We start from the raw sequence: 20,811 nt of genomic DNA, 5'->3' as shown, positions 1-20,811 counted from the left end.
GCTGATGGAGATTTTAAATTTAAAAAATCACTTAATTTTTTATTCTTAATAGTATTTCCCATCAAAAGGGAGTAATCAGATATTGAATTGAGGTAAGCAGTTTTGGATGTGTATTGACATTGAAGGCAATGCCATGACCGTGGGGTTCGTTTCATTGGAATATGATCACATTTCGGGCAACGCACTCCCCGTATGAACGTATCTTCTTTGATTCCAAATTGCACAGAAATATCCTCATCATATGGGGTATGCAGCTTTAAGAGCAACTTTGATAGTTTTTGTAGTTGTCTCTTATCAAATACTTCAATTCTATTCCTTTTTTCAAATAACTCTATTTTAGATATAAAACTAGGACTTTTAATTACCTTGTTAAGATGTTTAAAATCAGAAGATGTTGAAATAACAACAGATTGATTTGTGAAAATGACCAATGTCTCAATCGGAATGGGAGAAAACTTGTAGGATTGTAGAAGTTTACTAAGTTGTATGTGGTGCCTGTTAATTTGAGCGATTGGGCAGGAATATGCCTTTTTCTTATTATCGTATGTCTGAATTAACTGTTCAAACTTTCCATCGAAATAGATTTCTCCACGGTAATTTTTTGAGTCTATGATTAATTGGAAAGTGGGGCTTGCTAGAAGTATGTCAATTTCAAAGAAGTGCTTTCCTGAGATATCTGAGAAGACGAAGATTATGAAAGATTAAGTAGTTTTTTTCTTTTAAAAAACTTAAATAATACTGTAAGGATTGCTCCCCTCTGTAGCCATACATCCTTCTGCCAAACTCATCATTAATTACTTGGTATCTTTGATCGGATTCTAATAATCTTTTGAGCGCTGCTTTAAGTTTTCTTATACGCAGTGGTTTTTCTAGGGCTTTTTTTATCATTCAGAAGCTCCTTTCGTTTTTTATAATGCCATTTTCGACATAATATTCAAAAAACCTTCTAAAAATACGAATTTTTTCCTTATAAAAATATAAACTTTTAATTTACAGCCGTTAAAAACATTTTTTGGCCGATAGCTAAAAAATACAGCCGATAAATAAGATTTACTGTTAATAGTAAACATTTACGGCTGTTAGCGAAAAATCTATTTTCCAACATCAAATGTTGACCAAAAGGCTCTTTTTGTATACGGTTAAATACGAGGTTAAGGGGGGAAAGATTGTGAATTGGAATGAAGTGTATCAAACAGCAAAGGAATGGACACAAGTAGCGGGGGATATTCTTCGAAAAGCTACGAAGGAAATTATAAATGTTGAATACAAAACATCTGCTGCAGATTTGGTGACCAATAAGGATAAAGAAATCGAGCAATTCTTTATTGACCGTATCAAGACGAAATATCCAACCCATTTCTTTTTAGGAGAAGAGGGGCTCGCCAAGGATCAGCAGTACAATCCCGAAAGTGAAATTGTCTGGATTGTTGACCCAATCGATGGAACAACGAATTTTGTTCATCAAAAAAGAAATTTTGCAATCTCAGTTGGAGTATATGAAAAGGGACAGCCACGGATTGGCATCGTGTACGATCCTATTGCGGATGAGATGTTCCATACATTAGCTGGCCAAGGCGCCTATCTTAATGATCAAGCATTGCCAAAATTAGAAAAGAAAAAATTAGAGGAAGCCAATATTAGTATTTGTCAGCATTGGTTAGTTCCAAATGATAGGATGAATCATACGATTTTTACTGAAATGATTCAAAAGGCAAGGGGAACAAGATATTTGGGTTCAGCGGCACTTGAAATTGTTTATGTGGCTTGTGGACGATTGGAAACGTATTTTGATTTTCGTTTGTCCCCATGGGATATCGCTGGTGGTATGGTCGTTTTACAAGAAGTCGGTGGTGTGATGAGGACATTAGAGAATCAGCCATTCTCCGTTTTTTCACCACAGATAACAATATTTTCGAATAATAATGTGTTAAAAGAGATATTACATACGATAAATCTTGAAAACAGATAAATAGAAGTATTTTGTAATATGAATGTTAATAAATTGTAAAAAATTCTAAATATATGTCGAAATCCGTAATATTTTAATATATAATGAATAGGGTTTTACTTTTATAACACATTTAGGGGGAAGAAAAATGAAAAAGTTTTTAGCTTTGCTAATGGCAGTTGGAATGCTTTTTGTAATTGCAGCATGTGGTTCTGATAAAGACAACGCTGGCGATGATAATGCAAAAGGCGGAGACGAAGGAAAGGCTGAGGAAGTTACTCAATTAACAATGGGATTCATTCCTTCTCAAGAAGCTGATACAATTGCAGACAATGTTAAGCCACTAGAAGAGTACTTAACTGAACAACTTGGTGTACCTGTTAAAGCAGAAGTTATGATTGACTTCGTTGGTCTTGTTGAAGGTATGAGAACTGGTAAGGTTGATATTGGCTTCACAAACCCATTTGGTTATGTACAAGCTAAGGAACGTGCAAATGTGGATGTTTTAGTAAAAGCGATTCGTCATGGATCAGATACATATAAAGCACAATACATTGCAGCGGCAGATTCTAAGTTAACTTCTGTTGATGATATTGTTGCTACAGAAGGTTTATCTTGGGCTTACGGTGACCCACTTTCAACTTCTGGATTCCTATTCCCAGCTTCTCAATTAATGGAAATGGGTGTTGAGAATCTAGATACTTTCTACAATCAAGTTGCTGTAGGTGGACATGATAATGCTGCTCTTGCTGTATTAGATGGATCTGCTGATTTTGCAACAACTTTTACAGATGTACGTGACAACCTGGAAAAAGATATTCCAGATGTAAAAGAAAAACTTAAAGTTATTGGTTTTACAGATCCTATTCCGAATGATGGAGTTTCTGTACGTAGTGATCTTCCTGAAGACATGAAAGCAAAAATTAAAGAAGCGTTCTTGGCAATCAATGATAAGCCTGAAGTGTTAAAAGTTATGAATGAAGTGTACACTTGGGACGGAATTTCGGAAGCAACGGACAAGGAATTTGATGTTGTTCGTGATGTTTACGCGAAATTTAAAGACCAATTAGGAGAGTAATAAACGCATCTATTGTTATTACCTAATAAAAAGTATAAAGAGAGAGGAGACATCTTCTCTCTTTTTTTAAGAAAATTTTTACCTGACAAACCAAAAACATAAATTACATCTTGCGGGATGAAGGCTATTAGATTTTAGGTTAATTTTTTAATGAATGCAAAGGAGCAAGATAATGATTGAATTTAAAAATGTTTCTTTAACTTATCCAAATGGACATCAGGGTTTGAAAAATATTAATGTGACTATTAATCCTGGTGAATTTGTGGTGGTAGTTGGTTTATCTGGCGCTGGAAAATCCACTTTTATCAGAAGTATTAATCAATTGGTTAAGCCTACTGATGGAGAGTTAATTATAGATGGCAAGAACACATTGAAATTTAAGGAAAGAGAACTTAAAAAATTACGTACAAATATCGGAATGATTTTCCAAAACTATAACCTTGTAAACCGTATGTCCGTTCTTCGAAATGTACTAACTGGAAGACTTGGTCATATTGGAACAATTAAAAGTCTATTAGGTCTTTTTTCTCAAGAGGACAAAGAGTTGGCATTGGATAACTTGAAGCGTGTAGGTATTGAAGAAAAAGCATATACCCGTGCTGACCAACTGAGTGGTGGACAACAGCAACGTGTAAGTATTGCGAGAGCTCTAACACAAAAGCCAAATGTTATTTTAGCTGACGAGCCTGTTGCAAGTCTTGACCCGCCAACTTCGCATATCGTCATGAGAGATTTAAAAAGAATCAATCAAGAACTCGGGATTACGACCATTGTTAACCTTCACTTTATTGATATGGCAATGGAATACGCAGATCGAATCATCGGTATGAGAGCCGGAGAAATTGTGTTTGATGGTCCTGCATCTACAGTGAACGAGCAAACTTTTGAGCAAATATATGGTCGTCCTATCAAGGATGGAGATATGCGCGGGAGTGTTGAAGAATGAGTAAACAAGCAGACTCCTTGAATAAAAAGATTCCGGTCGTTACAATGCGGGCAAAAGCAACCATTGGAAGCATATTAGCTGTTATTATCGTTTTATATATTGTTTCAGCTATTTTTACTGAAGCTTATCCAGATGAAATTATAAAAGGAATGCCCATCGTTATTGATTTTATTGTAAAGGATTTATTTCCACCTAATCTAGGTTATGCGGATACCGTGTTATCAAGTTTAATTGAAACATGGAATATGGCTTTTTTAAGTACAACATTATCTGCAATTGTTGCATTACCAATTAGCTTTTTTGCCGCGGCAAATATAAATAAGAACAAAGTTTTTTATAAAGTGTTTCGTTTCTTTTTAAATATCCTTCGCACGATTCCGGAGTTAATTTTGGCTGTTATTTTAGTAGCAGTAGTTGGTATTGGAGCTTTAGCTGGTGTTTTAGCCCTTTTTATTTTTTCAGTTGGAATTCTTGCAAAATTAATTAGTGAAACAATTGAAGCGATTGATCCGAATCCATTAGAGGCGATACGTGCAACTGGTGGTAATATTGTTCAAGTTATTTGGTACGGTGTTTTGCCTCAAATTATGCCGCACTTTACGTCTTACTCTTTGTATGTTTTAGAAATTAATGTTCGTGCTTCCGTTGTATTAGGATTTGTTGGTGCTGGTGGTATTGGTTTAATCCTAAAAAAACAATTAGCGATGTTTAATTTTGGCAATGTATCAACCATTGTCATCATGACTTTTATAGCGGTTACGATTATTGACTTCATAAGTAACCGAGTAAGGGAGCGATTGATGTGATGAAAAATGGAGCAGATTTATTAAAACCACCAGCAAAAAAGGGACGATGGAAGATTGTCGTCATTTCACTTGTCCTACTTTATTTATATTATATTGCCTTTACGATGACAGATTTAACGTATCGTGGATCAGTATTAAGTCCAGCCACCATTTTTAAAAGACTTTTCTGGGATCCATTCTTTATGCCTGAGATTCATGCGAAAATACCCGAATATGCCTATTACATGTTGGAATCCATTTTAATTGCATATGCAGGTACACTTATTGCAGCTGTTTTAGCCATTCCATTCGGATTTTTAGCAGCTAGAAATATATCAAAGGTATCAAGCATTGGAAAATGGATTTTAAATGGAATTCGTGCATTCCCAGAAATTATGCTTGCAATTATTTTCGTTGCAGCTGTTGGTATTGGCCCTTATGCAGGGGTTTTAGCAGTTGGAATTCACTCAATAGGGATGCTTGGAAAGCTATATTCGGAAGTAGTTGAATCCATTGACATGAAGGTACTTGAAGCATTAAAAGCAAACGGTGCAAACCGAATTCAAGTGATTTGGTTTGGGGTTATTCCGCAAATTATCCCGCAGTTTTCTAACTATGCAATGTATCGCTTTGAGGTCGATGTACGTGCCTCAACAATCCTAGGTATTGTTGGAGCGGGAGGTATTGGTGCCCCATTACTTATTGCGTCCATGCAGCGTAACTGGGAGCAGGTTGGAATGATGTTAATCATCATTATTATTGTAGTAACGATTATTGATGCAATCAGTGGAAAAATTCGCAGTAAAATAGTCTAAAGGTAGATGAACCGCACTTCTTGCTATAGGAAGTGCTTTTTCTATAGCAGATTACAAAATTGGTAAATTTGTGTATACTGAAAATGGACCCTATACAAAAGAGGTAACAAAGATGAAATCTATTACAATTACAATTCTTGAAACCAGTGATATTCACGGCAATATTTTTCCAATAAATTATGGTAGCAATGAGACTATAGGTCTTGGACTTGGAAAAATTGCGACTGTCATTAAACAAGAGAGAAGTCAGAATAAAAACACAATCGTTATCGATAATGGAGACTTAATTCAAGGAACACCTTTAACCTATCATTATGTACGCTCAAATAGTCATCAACAAAATCCAATGATTACACTATTAAATGAATTAAACTACGATGCAGCAGTAATTGGAAATCATGAATTCAATTATGGAATGAATGTGTTACAAAGAGCCATAAAGGAATCAAATTTCCCGTGGCTATCTGCAAATATTTTAAATGAAAATGGAGAGCCTTTTATCGGCAAACCCTATAAGATCATTGAGCTTGAGCATGGCGTAAAGGCTGCCATTCTAGGTGTGACCACTCACTATATCCCAAATTGGGAGAATCCTGAACACATTAAAGGTTTAACGTTTGAAGATGCGTTTGAATCGACGAAAAAATGGGTGGAAAAAATTCGTAAAGTGGAAAATCCAGATGTACTGATTGTTTCTTACCATGGTGGATTTGAAGCTGATCTTGAAACCGGTGAACCTACTGAAAAGCTGACAGGGGAAAACCAGGGGGATCGGATTTGTCGGGAAATTGAGGGGATTGACCTCTTATTAACCGGTCATCAACACCGCTCCCTTGCTGGCAAAGTAAACGGTGTACCGATTGTACAGCCGAGCTTCAATGGCCAAGCAATTGGTAAAGTTACACTAACACTTACGAAAAATGATGACAAGTGGACAATATCCGATTCAAATCCTGAACTCATTTTAGTTGACCAAATAGAAGTGGACGAAACTTCCCTTCAATTAGTAAAAGAATATGAAGTTGAAACACAGGAATGGTTAGATAAACCAATTGGTAAAGTAATCGGTAATATGACCATCGAAGATCCGCTAAAGGCTCGCTTAAAGGATCACGCGCTCGTTGAATTTATTAATAAAGTGCAAATGGATGTGGCCAAGGTTTCGATTTCAAACACAGCCCTTTTTAATAATGTCACAAAAGGGTTTCCAACTAATATTACAATGAGAGACGTTGTCTCCAATTATATTTATCCAAACACGTTAACGGTGATTCGAATTTCTGGTCAGGACATCAAGGAAGCACTAGAAAGAAGTGCAAGCTATTTTATGGTTGAAAATGGCGATGTGACTGTAAATCCCAACTTCACGACCCCGAAGCCGCAGCATTACAATTATGATATGTGGGAAGGCATTGACTATATTTTCGATATTTCAAAGCCAATAGGGGAGCGTGTTGTAGAACTATCCTATAAAGGTGAACCCATTCAATCCGATGGAGAGTATGATGTTGTCATGAATAACTACCGCGCAGGTGGCGGCGGGGAATATGTCATGTTCAAGGATAAGCCAATTATTAAGGATATCCCACTTGATATGTCGGAGTTAATTGCAAATTATATCCTTGAAAGAGGTACAATTGAAGCGACAGTCGATGAGAATTGGAAGGTTGTTTGGTAACAGGAAAAGCGCAAGCGCCTTTGAGGGGAACATCGACTAACTACTGCCACGTCCTGTGGCAAACGTCGATGTCAGCACTTCCTCGAAAATGCGGTGCATTTTCTTCGTGCGATGTTTATGCTGTCGAAGCCTTCCTTGTCCTGTGCAAGTCCGGCAAGCACAAGACGAGCCAGCGGGAAGGTTGCTCTTTAACCTTCTTGGTGGATTGGCTTGTACCCTCGAGCTGCTCAAAGCAAAAGCTTTTCGCAAGATACTCGCAGAAGCCTATTCAAGGTGAAAACTGGCTAGGCGTTGGAGCTAGACATATAATAAGCCCACGGATGAAAAATTCCGTGGGCTTTCGTATGTCTAGCTCAAGATCTATTAAACTTTATCAATTATTTTGGCTGTTCTTCTCGACATTCGGCTGGATTAAGACTTCAACACGTCGATTAAGTCTTCGTCCTTCAGGTGTTTCGTTTGTCGCAACAGGCTCATACTCACCGAGACCACGAGCACTAAAAAGCCGAGGGTCAAGCTTCTCATTTTCTAATAAAATACTCATAAAATTAATCGCACGCATGACACTTAAATGCCAGTTGCTTTTAAATTCATGATTATTCATTGGAACAGTATCAGTATGTCCACTCACAATGATGTTTCGCGGTGGGTTCATCACCAAAAGCTCTGAAATTTCACGAGCCAGCTTAATATCCCCAAGTCTTACCTCTGCACTTCCTGGATTAAAGAAAGCACCATCCTGGATTGTAACAAGTAACCCTTCATCGGCCAAACGGGTTTTAAGACTTAAATCTAATTCATTTTCGACAATATAGCCGTTGATCTTTTCTTGTAATTCCTTAAGTTCTTCTTGCTCTTGTTTTTGCTTCTCTTTTTCTTTGTCAATCGCAGCATTATCGATTTCAACTGGAACTGGACTCTCATATTCTAAAATAGAAGTACCGCCATTAAAGACATTATTGAAGGAGCTTGCAAGTTTTTGGAACTTTTGAGCATCCACATTACTCGCAGCAAACAATACAATAAACAGAGCGAGCAATAATGTTAAAATATCTGCATATGGCACCAACCATGATTCATCCATATGCTCATCTTGTTTTTTCTTTCTTTTTCTTCTAGCCATCTATCATTTCACCTTCAGTCAAAACCTTCCCGCGGTCTTTTTTCGATAGATACATTGAAAGCTTTTGTTCGATTGCTCTTGGTGATTGACCTTCAAGTACAGACAATACGCCTTCAATCATTACTTCTTTGATTTTAATTTCCTGCTTTGATTTTTGTTTTAATTTATTTGCGAATGGATGCCATAACACGTATCCTGTGAATATCCCCAACATTGTCGCAATGAACGCAGCTGATATGGCCTTCCCGAGCTCATCGGTATTATCCATATGACTTAATGCAGCGATAAGCCCGACAACAGCACCCAATACCCCTAAGGTTGGTGCATATGTTCCGGCTTGCGAGAAGATTGAAGCTCCAGATAAATGTCGTTCTTCCATCGCGTCGATTTCTTCAGACATCACATCACGGATGAATTCAGCACTTTGACCATCAACGGCCATGCTTAAACCATTTTTTAAAAATGAATCTTCGACTTCAGCAACTTTTACCTCAAGTGCTAAGAGTCCTTCCTTACGGGCGATGGTGGCCCAATTTGAGAACATTGGAATTAGTTCTTCAACGGTTAACATCTGTTTTTCTTTAAAAAGCACCCCGAATAACTGTGGTACCCTTTTTAATTCACTGGTCGGAAACGCAATCGTAACTGCAGCAACAGTTCCTAAAATAATGATTAAGAAGGCAGCGGGATTGAGTAAGGCAGAAAACGAGACCCCTTTTAAAACCATACCTACAAAGATGGCTATAAAACCAAGTATTACCCCTATTAATGACGATTTATCCAATTTCTATCACCTAAGCTTTCGTGTTGTTAAGAAAACAATATTTATCTATTTCGAATCTATAATTCTACTATCCTTTATATCGACAATCAATGTGAAAATTTTAGCGAAATATATCAATTTCTCTCGAAGAATTCGTAGTGGAAAAATTATGAAGGGGTGGTTTACAATGAAAGAGTATACATATTCAAAACTTTTATTGAAATGGGGAGCCTTCTATGAATTTTAACGATTTTAAGTATGTACGTCCTAACATGGACGAAGTGGAGCAAATATTTAATGTTGCCTTAGAAAAATTTAAAAATGCAGCAACATATGCTGAGCAAGATGAAGCAATGAAAGAAATTATTGCGATTCAACGAACAGTTGATACAGCTTTTAACATTTGCTATATCAGACATACAGTGGATACAAATGATGAATTTTACAAGGAAGAACAGGATTATCTTGATGAGATACAACCATTGGTACAAGGTTTAACAACAACATATTACGAAGCTCTTGTTCATTCAAAATTCCGCACTGAACTAGAAAACAAATGGGGCAAGCAGCTATTTGATTTTGCAGAAACTCAATTAAAATCCTTCTCACCAGAGGTAATTGAGGATCTCCAATTGGAAAACAAGCTTTCATCTGAATATACGAAGCTAGTTGCTTCTGCCAAAATCATGTTTGAAGGTGAAGAACGTACGTTAGCGCAGTTAGAGCCATTTACTGAATCAACCGATCGTGATATGCGTAAAAAGGCAAATGAAGTTCGCTTTGCATTTTTCAAGCAGCATCAAGAAAAATTCGATGATATTTATGACCAGCTTGTTAAGGTTCGTACGCGTATTGCGCAAAAGCTAGGCTATAAAAACTTCGTGGAGCTTGCATATGTAAGATTATCAAGAACTGATTACAATGCAGAAATGGTCGCAAACTTCAGAAAGCAAGTAAAGGAACATATCGTTCCATTAGCAGTGAAGCTACGTGAGCGCCAAGCAGAACGTATTGGACTTGATAGCTTAAAATATTATGATGAATCATTTAGTTTTAAATCTGGTAATGCTGTACCAAAGGGCGACCCAGGGTGGATCATTGAAAATGGGAAGCAAATGTATGAAGAGCTATCTGAAGAAACAAAAGAATTCTTCAATTATATGATCGATTCGAATTTAATGGATCTTGTTGCGAAAAAAGGGAAAGCTGGTGGAGGCTACTGTACGTATATTAGTGATTATCAAGCTCCATATATTTTCTCAAACTTTAATGGAACCTCTGGAGATATCGATGTATTGACTCATGAAGCAGGGCATGCATTCCAAGTATACTCTAGTAGACACTATGAGGTACCTGAATACAATTGGCCAACATATGAGGCTGCTGAAATTCATTCAATGAGTATGGAATTCTTCACATGGCCATGGATGGAATTGTTCTTCAAGGAAGATACAGACAAATACAAGTTTTCACATTTAAGTGAAGCTCTATTATTCTTACCATATGGTGTTGCAGTGGATGAATTCCAACACTTTGTATATGAAAATCCAGATGTTACACCTGCTGAACGTAACAAAGCATGGAGAGAAATCGAGAAAAAGTATATGCCGCTTCGCGATTATGATGGCAACGAATATTTAGAGGAAGGCGGTTTCTGGCAGCGTCAAAGCCATATTTATACAACCGCATTTTACTATATTGATTATACCTTGGCACAAATTTGTGCGTTCCAATTCTGGAAAAAGTCAAGAGAAAATCATGAAGCAGCATGGGCAGATTATATTCACCTGTGCAAACAAGGTGGAAGTAAGCCTTTCACCGAGCTAGTGAAGGTCGCAAATCTTCTTTCTCCATTTGAAGAAGGAACCGTACAATCTGTCGTTGGTGAAATTGAAGCATGGCTAAACAGCGTCGACGATAAACAACTGTAAAACAAAAGGACTGTGGGCATTTCCACAGTCCTTTTTGTGCAAATTTTGCAAATAAACGTTAGTTTATGCAAAAATGTTTTAATAAGGATATAATAAAAACATCATATTAAAATTGAGGGTGTTTTCATGATTCATTTAAAAACAAAACGAGAAATTGAGTTAATGCGCGAAGCGGGACAAATATTGGCAGCATGCCATAAGGAAATTCGCAAACTGATTCAGCCTGGAATTACGAGTCTAGAAATTGACAGCTTTGCTGAGGATTTTATTAAAAAGAATGGTGCTACGCCTGAACAAAAAGGCTATAAGGGCTATAAATATGCAACATGTGCATCAATAAACGATGAAATTTGTCACGGCTTCCCTAGAAAGACGCCATTAAAAAATGGAGATATCGTAACAGTCGATATGGTAGTGAACCTTGGGGGAGCACTTGCGGACTCAGCATGGTCATATGGTGTCGGTGAAATTTCACCAAAAGCCGCAAAGCTTCTTGATGTTACTAAAACAGCGATGTATAAGGGGATTGAACAAGCCGTAATCGGTAACCGACTTGGAGACATTGGCCACGCCATCCAATCCTATACAGAGGGTGAAGGATTCTCAGTTGTTCGTGATTTTATCGGACATGGAATTGGACCTACGATGCATGAGGAACCACAGGTTTTACACTATGGTCTTCCAAACAAAGGCTTACGTTTAAAAGAAGGAATGGTTTTCACAATTGAACCAATGGTGAATGTTGGTAGATATCAGACAACTATGGATAAGAACGGTTGGACCGCTCGTACTATTGATGGAAGTCTTTCCGCACAATATGAACACACATTAGCGATCACACAGGACGGACCATATATCTTAACTGACCAAGATGCATAAGAATGAAAAGTGTCACTTCTATAGTGGCACTTTTTTGGTTAAAGAAATGTTTCAATTAGTATTGGGAAAATAGTATCCGCAACCCAATGAAAATAAAGCGGAAAAAGAACAACAAGCAAGTTTCCGTATAAGCAGTATCTACAATAAAACCCCTTTGTCGTACCTGGCTCCTCGGCAATTGACGCAAACACAGCTCCCACTAAACTCGTGAAAATGAAAAAGCCATACCCGAATAGAGAATCAAACCTCAGATTATACAAAATAAACCCCAAGGATGAACCGTTAAAAAACAACAATAAAAAAGACATAAATAAAAAAACTCTTGGAATAATGGACATGTTTTCCACCTCATTAATGTATATGAGGTGGAGAGGAGGTAGATGACAGGAGAATTTTGTGAAGAAAATGAGTTGTTTGGAAGGTTAGTAATGACAATTGGATAAATTTTGAAAAGGTCATGATATAAAACCTGTTTATGATAAGAGATTTGTAAAAATATTGAAAAAGACAGCACATAAAACCAGTTTGTGAGATGACTTTTGTAAAATATTTGAAAAAGTGAGGATATAATGTGTGTTTATAGCTAGACTTTTGTAAAAAAATTGAAAAACCTTCAACATAAAGCCAGCTTATGTTTTCACTTTTGGATAAACTGGGAAAAACCATCAATCCATTTCCAAAAATTACTTGTGAGTATGACTAAAATGTGATTTAATAAATCAACCAAATTACATATTGAAAAAGAGGAGACGAGAACATGATTACAATCAAACGATTATCTGAATGCACACTTGAGGATGCAGTAGTTGCTTGGAATAAAGGGTTTGAGGGTTACTATTTTGATATGACGACAACGGTTGATCTGTTTACACGAAGATTGATTTTGGAAGGGCTTTCTCCAACGCTTTCGGTTATCGCCTATGATGGGGATCGACCGGTAGGTCTCATATTAAATGGGATTCGCCTTATTAACGGTAAAAAGGTATCTTGGAATGGCGGCACAGGGGTTGATCCAGAATACCGGGGAAAAGGTGTTGGGAAGGAACTAATTGAAGCAGTTCTAGCAATCTATGAAAATGAAGGGGTGGAAGTTGCTACCCTTGAAGCTGTTAAAGATAATGTAAAGGCCATTTCCTTATATGAAAAAGCGGGGTATAAAATTGTAGATGAAATCGTTCATTTACAGCATACAGATCAATTGTCGAAGGATGCATTTTTATCCGGAAAAAATCAATTTACATTAATAAAAGGAATTCCAATTGACGCTTCACAAGTTCCATTCTATAAAGCAATGGTTCCTTGGCAAACACAATGGAATAATGCACGTGATGGTGAATCAATCCTTGCATTGGATGAGAACGAAGCAATTGTTGGATATGCGATCTTTAAACGGCTATTTAATGAGGAGGGTACGCTTCAATCCATTATCCTTTTTCAATGTGAGGCCGAACCTTCGCATCATCAAAAAGAAGATATTGTAAGAGACCTCTTAAGGATGATATATAGCCAAACGAACCTGAATGTTGCAAGAACTGCAGCGAATATTTCAATGTCGAATAAAATTTTGCGTGATTTATTAGAAAAAGAGGGGTTTAAGGTAAAAGCAGAGCAAGTCTTTATGATAAAATGAATTATCAGAATATTTTTACCGATCGTGGTGCCAAACCAATTGTAAAATGGGGGAGGTAAATGAAAAAAATCATCTTACGTGATGTCACGATGGAAAACTTAATGGATGTCATTCGGTTAAGATCAGAGGATAAAGAGTTTGCTTTATTCGAAAAATGGGTTGCTTCCAATGTTTATTCACTTGCCCAGGCTAAAGTCCAACCTGATTGGGTAACAAAGGCGATATATGATGGAACTCAGTTAATTGGATTTACCATGTTTGGACTCGAAAATGAACGAAATCGTTTTGAACTATGTAGAATTATGATCGATTATAAATATCAGCGAAAAGGCTATGGAACCTTAGCGGTGAAGGAAATTATTTCTGAAATGATAAGGACATTACCCTATTGTGATGAGATTTACCTATCGGTTATTCCTACAAACAAAGCGGCCATCCAAGTGTATGCAAATGCAGGATTTACGAAAACAGGAGAAATTATAAAAGGCTTTGTCGATGAAGAGGTCTATTGTTTTAAGGTTTAGAAGGGAGTCAGAAAATGAAAGCGATACTTATAGGAATCGTCTCTTCACTATTTTTTGCGGTAACGTTTATTCTAAATCGCTCAATGGAGCTTTCAGGCGGAAGCTGGCTGTGGAGTTCCTCACTGCGGTATTTTTTTATGCTTCCATTTTTAATAGGGATTGTACTTATCAGAGGGAACATGAAGGAACTGCTGCGTGAGCTAAAGACGAATCCCTTTAAATGGATTTTGTGGAGTACGATTGGGTTTGGATTATTTTATGCGCCACTTACCTTTGCAGCTGCTTCAGGTCCAGGCTGGTTAGTTGCAGGAACATGGCAATTTGTCATTATCGCCGGTTTACTAGTTGTGCCATTTTTCTATAAGTCAGTAGAATCGAAAAATGGTATGCAAAAAGTCCGTGAACACATCCCAGTTAAAGGTCTTATTTTTTCTAGTTTTATTTTTATGGGGATTGTCTTAATCCAGCTTCAGGAAGCAGATGGGGGCATCGGGATCAATATGCTCTTGCTCGGCATTCTTCCTGTTGTAGTGGCGGCTTTTGCATATCCATTAGGTAATCGAAAAATGATGGAGCATTGTAAAAATGATTTTGATACCTTTCAACGTGTTCTTGGAATGACTCTCGCATCGACTCCGTTTTGGTTAATCATTGCCGGATTTGGTGCTGCGACTGCTGGACTCCCAAGTAAATCACAAGTGTTTCAATCCTTTATAGTCGGGATCTCTTCGGGGATTATCGCGACCGTGCTTTTCTTTTTTGCAACGGAGTTAGTTAAGCATGATCAAAATAAACTAGCAGCAGTCGAAGCGACTCAGGCAACTCAGATTATTTTTGTGATCTTTGGTGAGGTCCTTTTACTAAGCGCACCTATTCCAACTATGTATTCTTTCATCGGGCTTTTGATGATCGCAGGTGGAATGGTGTTGCATAGCATGTTCTCAAATCGAAAGACACCGATAAAAGTGAATGAATTAGAGACAAAATCAATATAAAAAAATGCAGAGCCGTGAAGAGCTCTGCATTTTTATAGAAAATTATTTTACGATAATCTTATTATCTTCGACTGTTACATTTAAGCTTGTTAGGTCGTCATTTTCTAATAGAACATCTGTGATTTGGTCTTCAAGCTGTTCCTGGATGACACGACGTAATGGACGTGCACCAAAAGCAGGGTGGTAACCAAGCTCAGCTATTTTTTGTTTTGCTTCATCGTCAACACTGATGGTTACATCTTGTTCTTGAAGAGTTGCTTCAAGCTCGTTTAACAGAAGGTCGACAATTTGTAGTAAGTGTTCTTTTTCAAGCTGTTTGAATTCAATGATCGCATCAAATCTGTTCAAGAATTCTGGCTTGAAGAAGGAACCAAGTGAATCAAGGATGGATGTTTCCTTGTATACATCAGTTTCGGCTTTTTCAAAGCCAACAGTAATTTTCTTTGGACCACCGCTTCCAGCATTACTTGTCATGATAATCACTGTATCTTTAAAGCTTACTGTACGACCTTGGCTATCAGTTAAACGGCCATCCTCTAAAATTTGGAGGAACATATGCTGAACGTCAGGATGCGCCTTTTCAATTTCATCTAAAAGGATGATGCTATAAGGGTTTCGACGAACTTTTTCAGTAAGCTGTCCTGCTTCCTCATGGCCTACATATCCAGGAGGTGAACCGATGATTTTAGACACAGAGTGTTTCTCCATGTACTCACTCATGTCGAGTCTAATCATTGCATCCTTCGAACCGAATAATTCTTCAGCGAGAGTTTTCGTTAACTCTGTTTTACCAACACCGGTCGGTCCAACGAAAAGAAAGGAACCAATTGGTCGATTTTTAGCCTTCAAACCGGCACGGCTACGACGAACGGCTTTCGCAACCTTCGTAACGGCTTCTTCTTGACCAATTACTTTTTTCGCAAGATTTTCAGCAAGATGCTTCATTTTTTGTTGTTCATTTTCTTGTAACTTACCAACAGGGATACCCGTTTTCTTTTCAATAATTTGCTGGATATTCGCAACATCGATTAGATGCTCATCTTTGTTTTCTTGATTATTTAATTGCTTTTCAAGAAGAATTTCTTGATGTCTTAGTTTTGCTGCTAATTCATAGTTTTCTTCTCCAGCAGCTTTTTCTTTTTCAGCAGCAATTTTGGCAAGCTCTGCTGCGATATCCTTTGAATTTATGCTGCCAGATACTAAATTCATTTTTGAACCAGCTTCATCAAGTAAATCTATCGCTTTATCTGGTAAGAAACGGTCCTGAATGTAACGATGTGATAATGTTACACAGGCATGAATGGCTTCATCTGTATATTTCACACCATGGAAATCTTCATATTTTCCTTTAATACCTTCAAGAATCTGAATTGCTTCTTCAACCGTTGGTTCATCAACAGTAACCGGTTGGAAACGACGTTCTAATGCAGCATCTTTTTCAATTTGGCGATATTCTTTTAAGGTTGTTGCACCGACAAGTTGAAGCTCACCACGTGCAAGAGCTGGTTTTAAGATATTACCTGCATCCATTGAACCTTCAGCAGAACCTGCGCCAACTAAAAGGTGAATCTCATCGATAAATAGGATAATATTTTTACGTTTTTGAAGCTCAGCAATTAGTTGCTTCATTCTCTCTTCGAATTGACCACGAATACCAGTGTTTGCTACTAGTGATGCAACATCTAGTAAATATACTTGTTTATTTGAAAGCTTACTTGGTGCTTTTCCTTCAGTAATTTGTAGGGCTAATCCTTCTGCAATCGCAGTTTTACCTACCCCCGGTTCCCCAATTAGAACAGGATTGTTTTTATTACGGCGGTTTAAAATTTCAATGACACGTTGGATTTCCTCGTCACGGCCAATGACTGGGTCAATAAGTCCAGCCTTTGCCATTTGAGTAAGGTTTCGACCGAAGTGATCGAGAAGACCTCCGCCATTTCCACCGTGCTTTGTTTGTGTTTGCTGTTGTTGATTGATTCCCATTTGTTGACCGAAGGCATTGCCTTTAAATAAATCATCAAATGTGAAATTAGGGAAACCGTACATTCCTGAAGGTATTTTCATGTTGTTCTTCTCCTTCGCATAACACTCACTGCAAAGTTGAATTTGTCGCTTGTCATTGTTCATTTGTACGTGTAACTGAATTGTAGCCTCATTTTGATTACATGATTGACAAATCATAAACAACTACCTCCTTGAAATTTGACTATCTTTGACCAATTTAGCATCAAAGACTAAGATCGCCACATCCTGTGGCAATGTCTTTTTGACCAGTACGCTTGATGCCTAAATAAAATAGGTCACATGTGATGTTTGACCATCTTTGACCTTATGTCTACATTATACTTTGACCATCTTTGACTTTCAAGTAAAAAGTACTAGAAATTTTTTCCGCGGATTCTAAAATAATAGCTCGTCTTTATTGTAGAACTTGTACATATACATCAAGTAAGACAGAATAATGAGGTGGCTATTTGTGCGAGGGAATTGGGGGGCAGCATTTCAAATCGGTGCTGTTTATGTCGGAACAATCGTGGGAGCAGGCTTTGCAACAGGTCGAGAAATTGTTGAATTTTTTACCCAATATGGTTTATACGGTTTGATTGGAATTGGAATCAGCGGTTTCTTATTTATATGGTTAGGGACTCGAATCATGATCATTGCAAAGCGGATTCAAGCTGATTCTTACAAGGAATTTAATGAATATTTATTTGGAAGAAAAATTGGATTTATGGTGAACGCACTGATGCTTCTTGTATTAATAGGAGTAACTTCAGTCATGCTTTCGGGGGCGGGTGCAGTTTTTGAAGAACAATTAGGGCTGTCCTATCAGCTCGGCATTATTGTGACGAGTGGACTTTCTATTTTTGTATTGACTTACGGGGTCAAAGGTTTGTTTGGTGTGAACATGTTTGTTGTGCCAATTATGATTTTCTTCAGTGTTGTTTTAGCAGTTGAAGTGCTTTTTACGGACGCAACAACTCTATTGAGCACCCCAGAACTAGACTCACCCAGCTACAAATGGATGATTTCACCGTTTTTATATACGGCCTTTAACCTAACTATGGCGATGCCGGTTTTGGTTCCACTTGCTAAAGAAATGGATAACGAGAAAACCTTAAGATGGGGCGGATTGATTGGTGGTGGGGCACTATGTCTCATTTTACTAACAAGTCATATTTCATTGTCGGCGCTCGCAAATGTGGGAGGCTTTGAGATTCCAATGGCTGAGGTTATGAAAAACTTCATGGCTTCCTTTTATTGGTTGTACATTCTTGTGATTTATGGAGAAATTTTTACATCTGTGATTGGGAACCTATTTGGCCTCGAGCGCCAATTAAAAAATGTCATCAAACTACCGTCAATCTTGATTGTGTTTGGCATTTTATCTATCGCTTATGTCATTAGCCAATTAGGCTATGGATCACTGATTTCCTTTTTATATCCATTGTTTGGCTATATGAGTTTGATCCTATTAGTTTTGTTGGCAAAACCAATAAAACATCTTCCAATGAAATAAAGAGGCTAATTAGTAGACCTCTTTATTTCTTCATTTTAATTAGTTACTGAATCTCCTCAGAGTACGCAAAAGATTCTTTTAAGTGACAGGCTAGCTGAATTTTTAGAAAGTCTTTTGGGTCATTAAAACTCAAATTTAGAATATCCTCTATTTTTTTAAGACGTTGATATAATGTATTAATATGAACGTGTAGACTTTGCGCTGTATCGTTAATGGACTTATTTAACCTTATGTAAGTTAACAATGTCAGTTCTAAGTCATTTTTCCTTGACCTTGTCGTATTTAGGGGTAGAAAAAAGCCGTTTATGAAGTCCTTTATTTCCTCTGTGTCCTGATTAATAAATAAACGATTAACTCCAATACTTTCATAGGAAATGATACCTGTTGCTTTTTTATTGACTAGATATGCAACAGATTTCTTTGCTTCTTCATAACTCTTCCCGATGTGATATGCTCCCTTTTTATTTGAACCGATACCTACACATACAAATGAGTCGTTATTATTCGTCCAGTCATCAATAATGGTTTTCAGTCTTTTAATCGAATCATCAAAAAAGGAACTGTCGGCTAATGAAACGAGCAAAATGATTTTATTATGAAATCCATAGATAAGTCTTACTTCTGGAATATTCTTTTTAATCAATGAGATGATGCTATGAATATCTACACCAAGTTTATATAAATCCTTATAATTCACGAGTTCTATGACTGCAACAAAAAAGGTATGGGAAGGAATTAGGTTGAATTCTTTTCTTTTTGCAATTAATGTTTCTGGTTCTCTGCTTTTAATGACCTCGTTGAAAAATTCATGTGTTTTTTTATAATAAATCTCTTCTAATGTATGTTTTTTTACAAGTTCAAGGGCGAGAATGGCTCCACCTTGCTCAACTACAATTCGATCAATAATCGATAAAGTAGTCGAATAGGGTAAAATAAAACAACCAAGAAAAATGCTACCATTAATGATGGGGTATAAATAATATTTTTCTTCGATAGGCTTCCGCATTTCTACGAAAACGGCATGTCTTCTATTTTTAAATATACGAGAAATTTCATCAACGCTAAAATAATTCTTTTGACCCGGTTGATTATGGTACCAATCATTTTCTAAATAATCATAGAAGGAAACATTCCCATTTATCATTTTTCCTATTTCTTTAACGATAGTTTTCAAGCCTTTATTTTGCAAAGAAAATTTAATGAGTGTATTGTGGACTTCGTTTCTTTTTGAAAGCTCTTGTAGTTGTTCTTTTACTTCTGTATAAAGACGTGCATTTTGGATCGCAATTGCAACCTGTGAAGCAAAACCTTGTAAAAGTCTTACATCATCTTCTGTAAATTTCCCTTTCTTATCAAATTGGTGAATGGTCATCACACCGATACGCTGCTCCCCAATGGAAATGGGCACACTTACAATTGCTTGAATAACTTTATCCTTTGAAGAAGAGTTGATAATCTGTAAGTTTTCCGGTGAAATGGAATTTTCGCTCATTTTTTTATAAATTTGTTCCGTAGAATGGTAGATTAAAGGCTTCCCTTCCTTAAAAACCATCCCAGTAATAGACTCTCCGACACTCATTTTAAGCTTTCCGATGATTGGTTCAAAACCAACACTAGTTTTCGTAATGATGACCTTTTCATGAGGATCATAAAGTTGGAGATACCCCGCATTTGCCACAGGGATTACTGACAGTGCATTTTTTACAATTTTCTCTAATAGGTCATCAAGAACAAGTGATGAAGAGACAGAGCGTATTCCCTCAATCAAAACATTAAGTTCCGCATCTTTTGATTGAATTTGGCTTTTTGCATCTAAAAGCTCAAAACAAATATATAAATAATCCAAATCTCTTTCATCAAAGGGAGAAGTTTTACAGTTGGAGCGAAGAAGGACTTGATACCCGTTCAGGTAGGTAAATGAGATATATAAATAGGATTCATTTGTAAAGATCTTGAATTTGGCTTCACGACTCAATTTTAGCAGAGTCATATTTTCTTGTTTCAAGTTTCCATGTTTATGTATGAGTTGGAAGGCAGTATCATGTGGTTTTTGAATCCAAATTTCATATGAAGCTTTCTTAAACCCTTTTTCTAAATAGGAAAGAAGTAGCTGATAAGTTATCATCGTAACCTCCACATCATTTAAATATATAGAAAGTTCCATTTTTTCCGAATTATATATGTAATATAATACAT

At 36.9% G+C, this 20,811-nt stretch carries 17 protein-coding genes and 2 pseudogenes; 12 read left to right on the top strand and 7 right to left on the bottom strand.

What is annotated here, in order from left to right; genetic code table 11:
- The 3 genes and pseudogenes from V7112_RS14280 to V7112_RS14275 all read right to left on the bottom strand — a co-directional run.
- A pseudogene (locus V7112_RS14280) lies at window positions 1-224 on the bottom strand (nuclease-related domain-containing protein); the annotation flags it as partial.
- Window positions 225-476: 252 nt separating this feature from the next.
- Window positions 477-611: pseudogene (locus tag V7112_RS23830) on the bottom strand (hypothetical protein); the annotation flags it as partial.
- 40 nt (window positions 612-651) lie between these two features.
- The gene (locus tag V7112_RS14275; protein WP_335420887.1) at window positions 652-888 is read right to left on the bottom strand and encodes a hypothetical protein; all 237 of its coding nucleotides are present in this window, start codon (window positions 886-888) and stop codon (window positions 652-654) included.
- A 280-nt stretch (window positions 889-1,168) separates the two neighbouring features.
- Between V7112_RS14275 and V7112_RS14270 the strand changes: the two genes are divergently transcribed.
- From V7112_RS14270 to V7112_RS14245, 6 genes are all read left to right on the top strand, one after another.
- Window positions 1,169-1,969, top strand: a complete 801-nt coding sequence (locus V7112_RS14270) for an inositol monophosphatase family protein (RefSeq protein ID WP_335420885.1) — start codon at window positions 1,169-1,171, stop codon at window positions 1,967-1,969.
- A gap of 127 nt (window positions 1,970-2,096) precedes the next feature.
- Window positions 2,097-3,026 carry a phosphate/phosphite/phosphonate ABC transporter substrate-binding protein gene (gene phnD, locus V7112_RS14265; RefSeq protein WP_335420883.1) on the top strand — a complete coding sequence of 310 codons (930 nt, stop codon included), beginning with the start codon at window positions 2,097-2,099 and terminating at the stop codon, window positions 3,024-3,026.
- Between the two features lie 172 nt (window positions 3,027-3,198).
- Window positions 3,199-3,972 (top strand): phosphonate ABC transporter ATP-binding protein, encoded by a 774-nt coding sequence (gene phnC, locus V7112_RS14260; RefSeq protein WP_335420881.1) that lies wholly within the window; start codon window positions 3,199-3,201, stop codon window positions 3,970-3,972.
- Window positions 3,969-4,778, top strand: coding sequence for a phosphonate ABC transporter, permease protein PhnE (gene phnE, locus V7112_RS14255; protein ID WP_335420880.1), 810 nt, complete (start codon window positions 3,969-3,971; stop codon window positions 4,776-4,778). Before phnC ends, phnE (V7112_RS14255) begins: the two co-directional genes overlap by 4 nt.
- Entirely contained in the window at window positions 4,778-5,572 is a 795-nt protein-coding gene (phnE, locus tag V7112_RS14250; protein ID WP_335420889.1) for a phosphonate ABC transporter, permease protein PhnE, read from the top strand. The genes phnE (V7112_RS14255) and phnE (V7112_RS14250) overlap by 1 nt, the downstream gene beginning before the upstream one ends.
- Before the next feature lie 112 nt (window positions 5,573-5,684).
- Window positions 5,685-7,250, top strand: coding sequence for a bifunctional metallophosphatase/5'-nucleotidase (locus tag V7112_RS14245; protein WP_335420879.1), 1,566 nt, complete (start codon window positions 5,685-5,687; stop codon window positions 7,248-7,250).
- A gap of 373 nt (window positions 7,251-7,623) precedes the next feature.
- On the opposite strand, the gene motB is transcribed toward V7112_RS14245, so the two are convergent.
- Together motB and motA are read right to left on the bottom strand one after the other, a co-directional pair.
- Entirely contained in the window at window positions 7,624-8,373 is a 750-nt protein-coding gene (gene motB / locus V7112_RS14240) for a flagellar motor protein MotB (RefSeq protein WP_335420877.1), read from the bottom strand.
- The gene (gene motA, locus V7112_RS14235) at window positions 8,366-9,157 is read right to left on the bottom strand and encodes a flagellar motor stator protein MotA (RefSeq protein WP_335420875.1); all 792 of its coding nucleotides are present in this window, start codon (window positions 9,155-9,157) and stop codon (window positions 8,366-8,368) included. Before motA ends, motB begins: the two co-directional genes overlap by 8 nt.
- Before the next feature lie 215 nt (window positions 9,158-9,372).
- Here motA and V7112_RS14230 point away from each other — a divergent pair, with 215 nt between their 5' ends.
- From V7112_RS14230 to V7112_RS14210, 5 genes are all read left to right on the top strand, one after another.
- Entirely contained in the window at window positions 9,373-11,067 is a 1,695-nt protein-coding gene (locus V7112_RS14230) for a M3 family oligoendopeptidase (RefSeq protein WP_335420873.1), read from the top strand.
- Between the two features lie 126 nt (window positions 11,068-11,193).
- Complete coding sequence (gene map, locus V7112_RS14225) at window positions 11,194-11,946, top strand: type I methionyl aminopeptidase (RefSeq protein WP_335420872.1); 753 nt, start codon at window positions 11,194-11,196, stop codon at window positions 11,944-11,946.
- Window positions 11,947-12,703: 757 nt separating this feature from the next.
- Window positions 12,704-13,576: a GNAT family N-acetyltransferase gene (locus V7112_RS14220; RefSeq protein WP_335420869.1), complete on the top strand. Its 873-nt coding sequence runs from the start codon at window positions 12,704-12,706 to the stop codon at window positions 13,574-13,576.
- A gap of 59 nt (window positions 13,577-13,635) precedes the next feature.
- Window positions 13,636-14,100: a GNAT family N-acetyltransferase gene (locus V7112_RS14215; RefSeq protein WP_335420867.1), complete on the top strand. Its 465-nt coding sequence runs from the start codon at window positions 13,636-13,638 to the stop codon at window positions 14,098-14,100.
- 14 nt (window positions 14,101-14,114) lie between these two features.
- Window positions 14,115-15,095, top strand: coding sequence for a DMT family transporter (locus V7112_RS14210; protein ID WP_335420865.1), 981 nt, complete (start codon window positions 14,115-14,117; stop codon window positions 15,093-15,095).
- A 42-nt stretch (window positions 15,096-15,137) separates the two neighbouring features.
- Here the strand turns inward: V7112_RS14210 and V7112_RS14205 are convergent, their stop codons facing one another.
- Window positions 15,138-17,276, bottom strand: coding sequence for an ATP-dependent Clp protease ATP-binding subunit (locus V7112_RS14205; protein ID WP_335420863.1), 2,139 nt, complete (start codon window positions 17,274-17,276; stop codon window positions 15,138-15,140).
- A 295-nt stretch (window positions 17,277-17,571) separates the two neighbouring features.
- Between V7112_RS14205 and V7112_RS14200 the strand changes: the two genes are divergently transcribed.
- Complete coding sequence (locus tag V7112_RS14200; protein WP_335420861.1) at window positions 17,572-18,615, top strand: YkvI family membrane protein; 1,044 nt, start codon at window positions 17,572-17,574, stop codon at window positions 18,613-18,615.
- A 43-nt stretch (window positions 18,616-18,658) separates the two neighbouring features.
- Here the strand turns inward: V7112_RS14200 and V7112_RS14195 are convergent.
- Window positions 18,659-20,811 (bottom strand): helix-turn-helix domain-containing protein (locus V7112_RS14195; RefSeq protein WP_335420859.1); only part of this gene is annotated, 2,153 nt, incomplete at its 5' end.

Origin of the sequence: Bacillus sp. JJ1566, assembly GCF_036962685.1 — a bacterium.
GTDB lineage: Bacteria > Bacillota > Bacilli > Bacillales > Bacillaceae_L > Ferdinandcohnia.
Note: the sequence above shows the minus strand (reverse complement) of the source record. Positions and strands in the feature narration are given on the sequence as shown.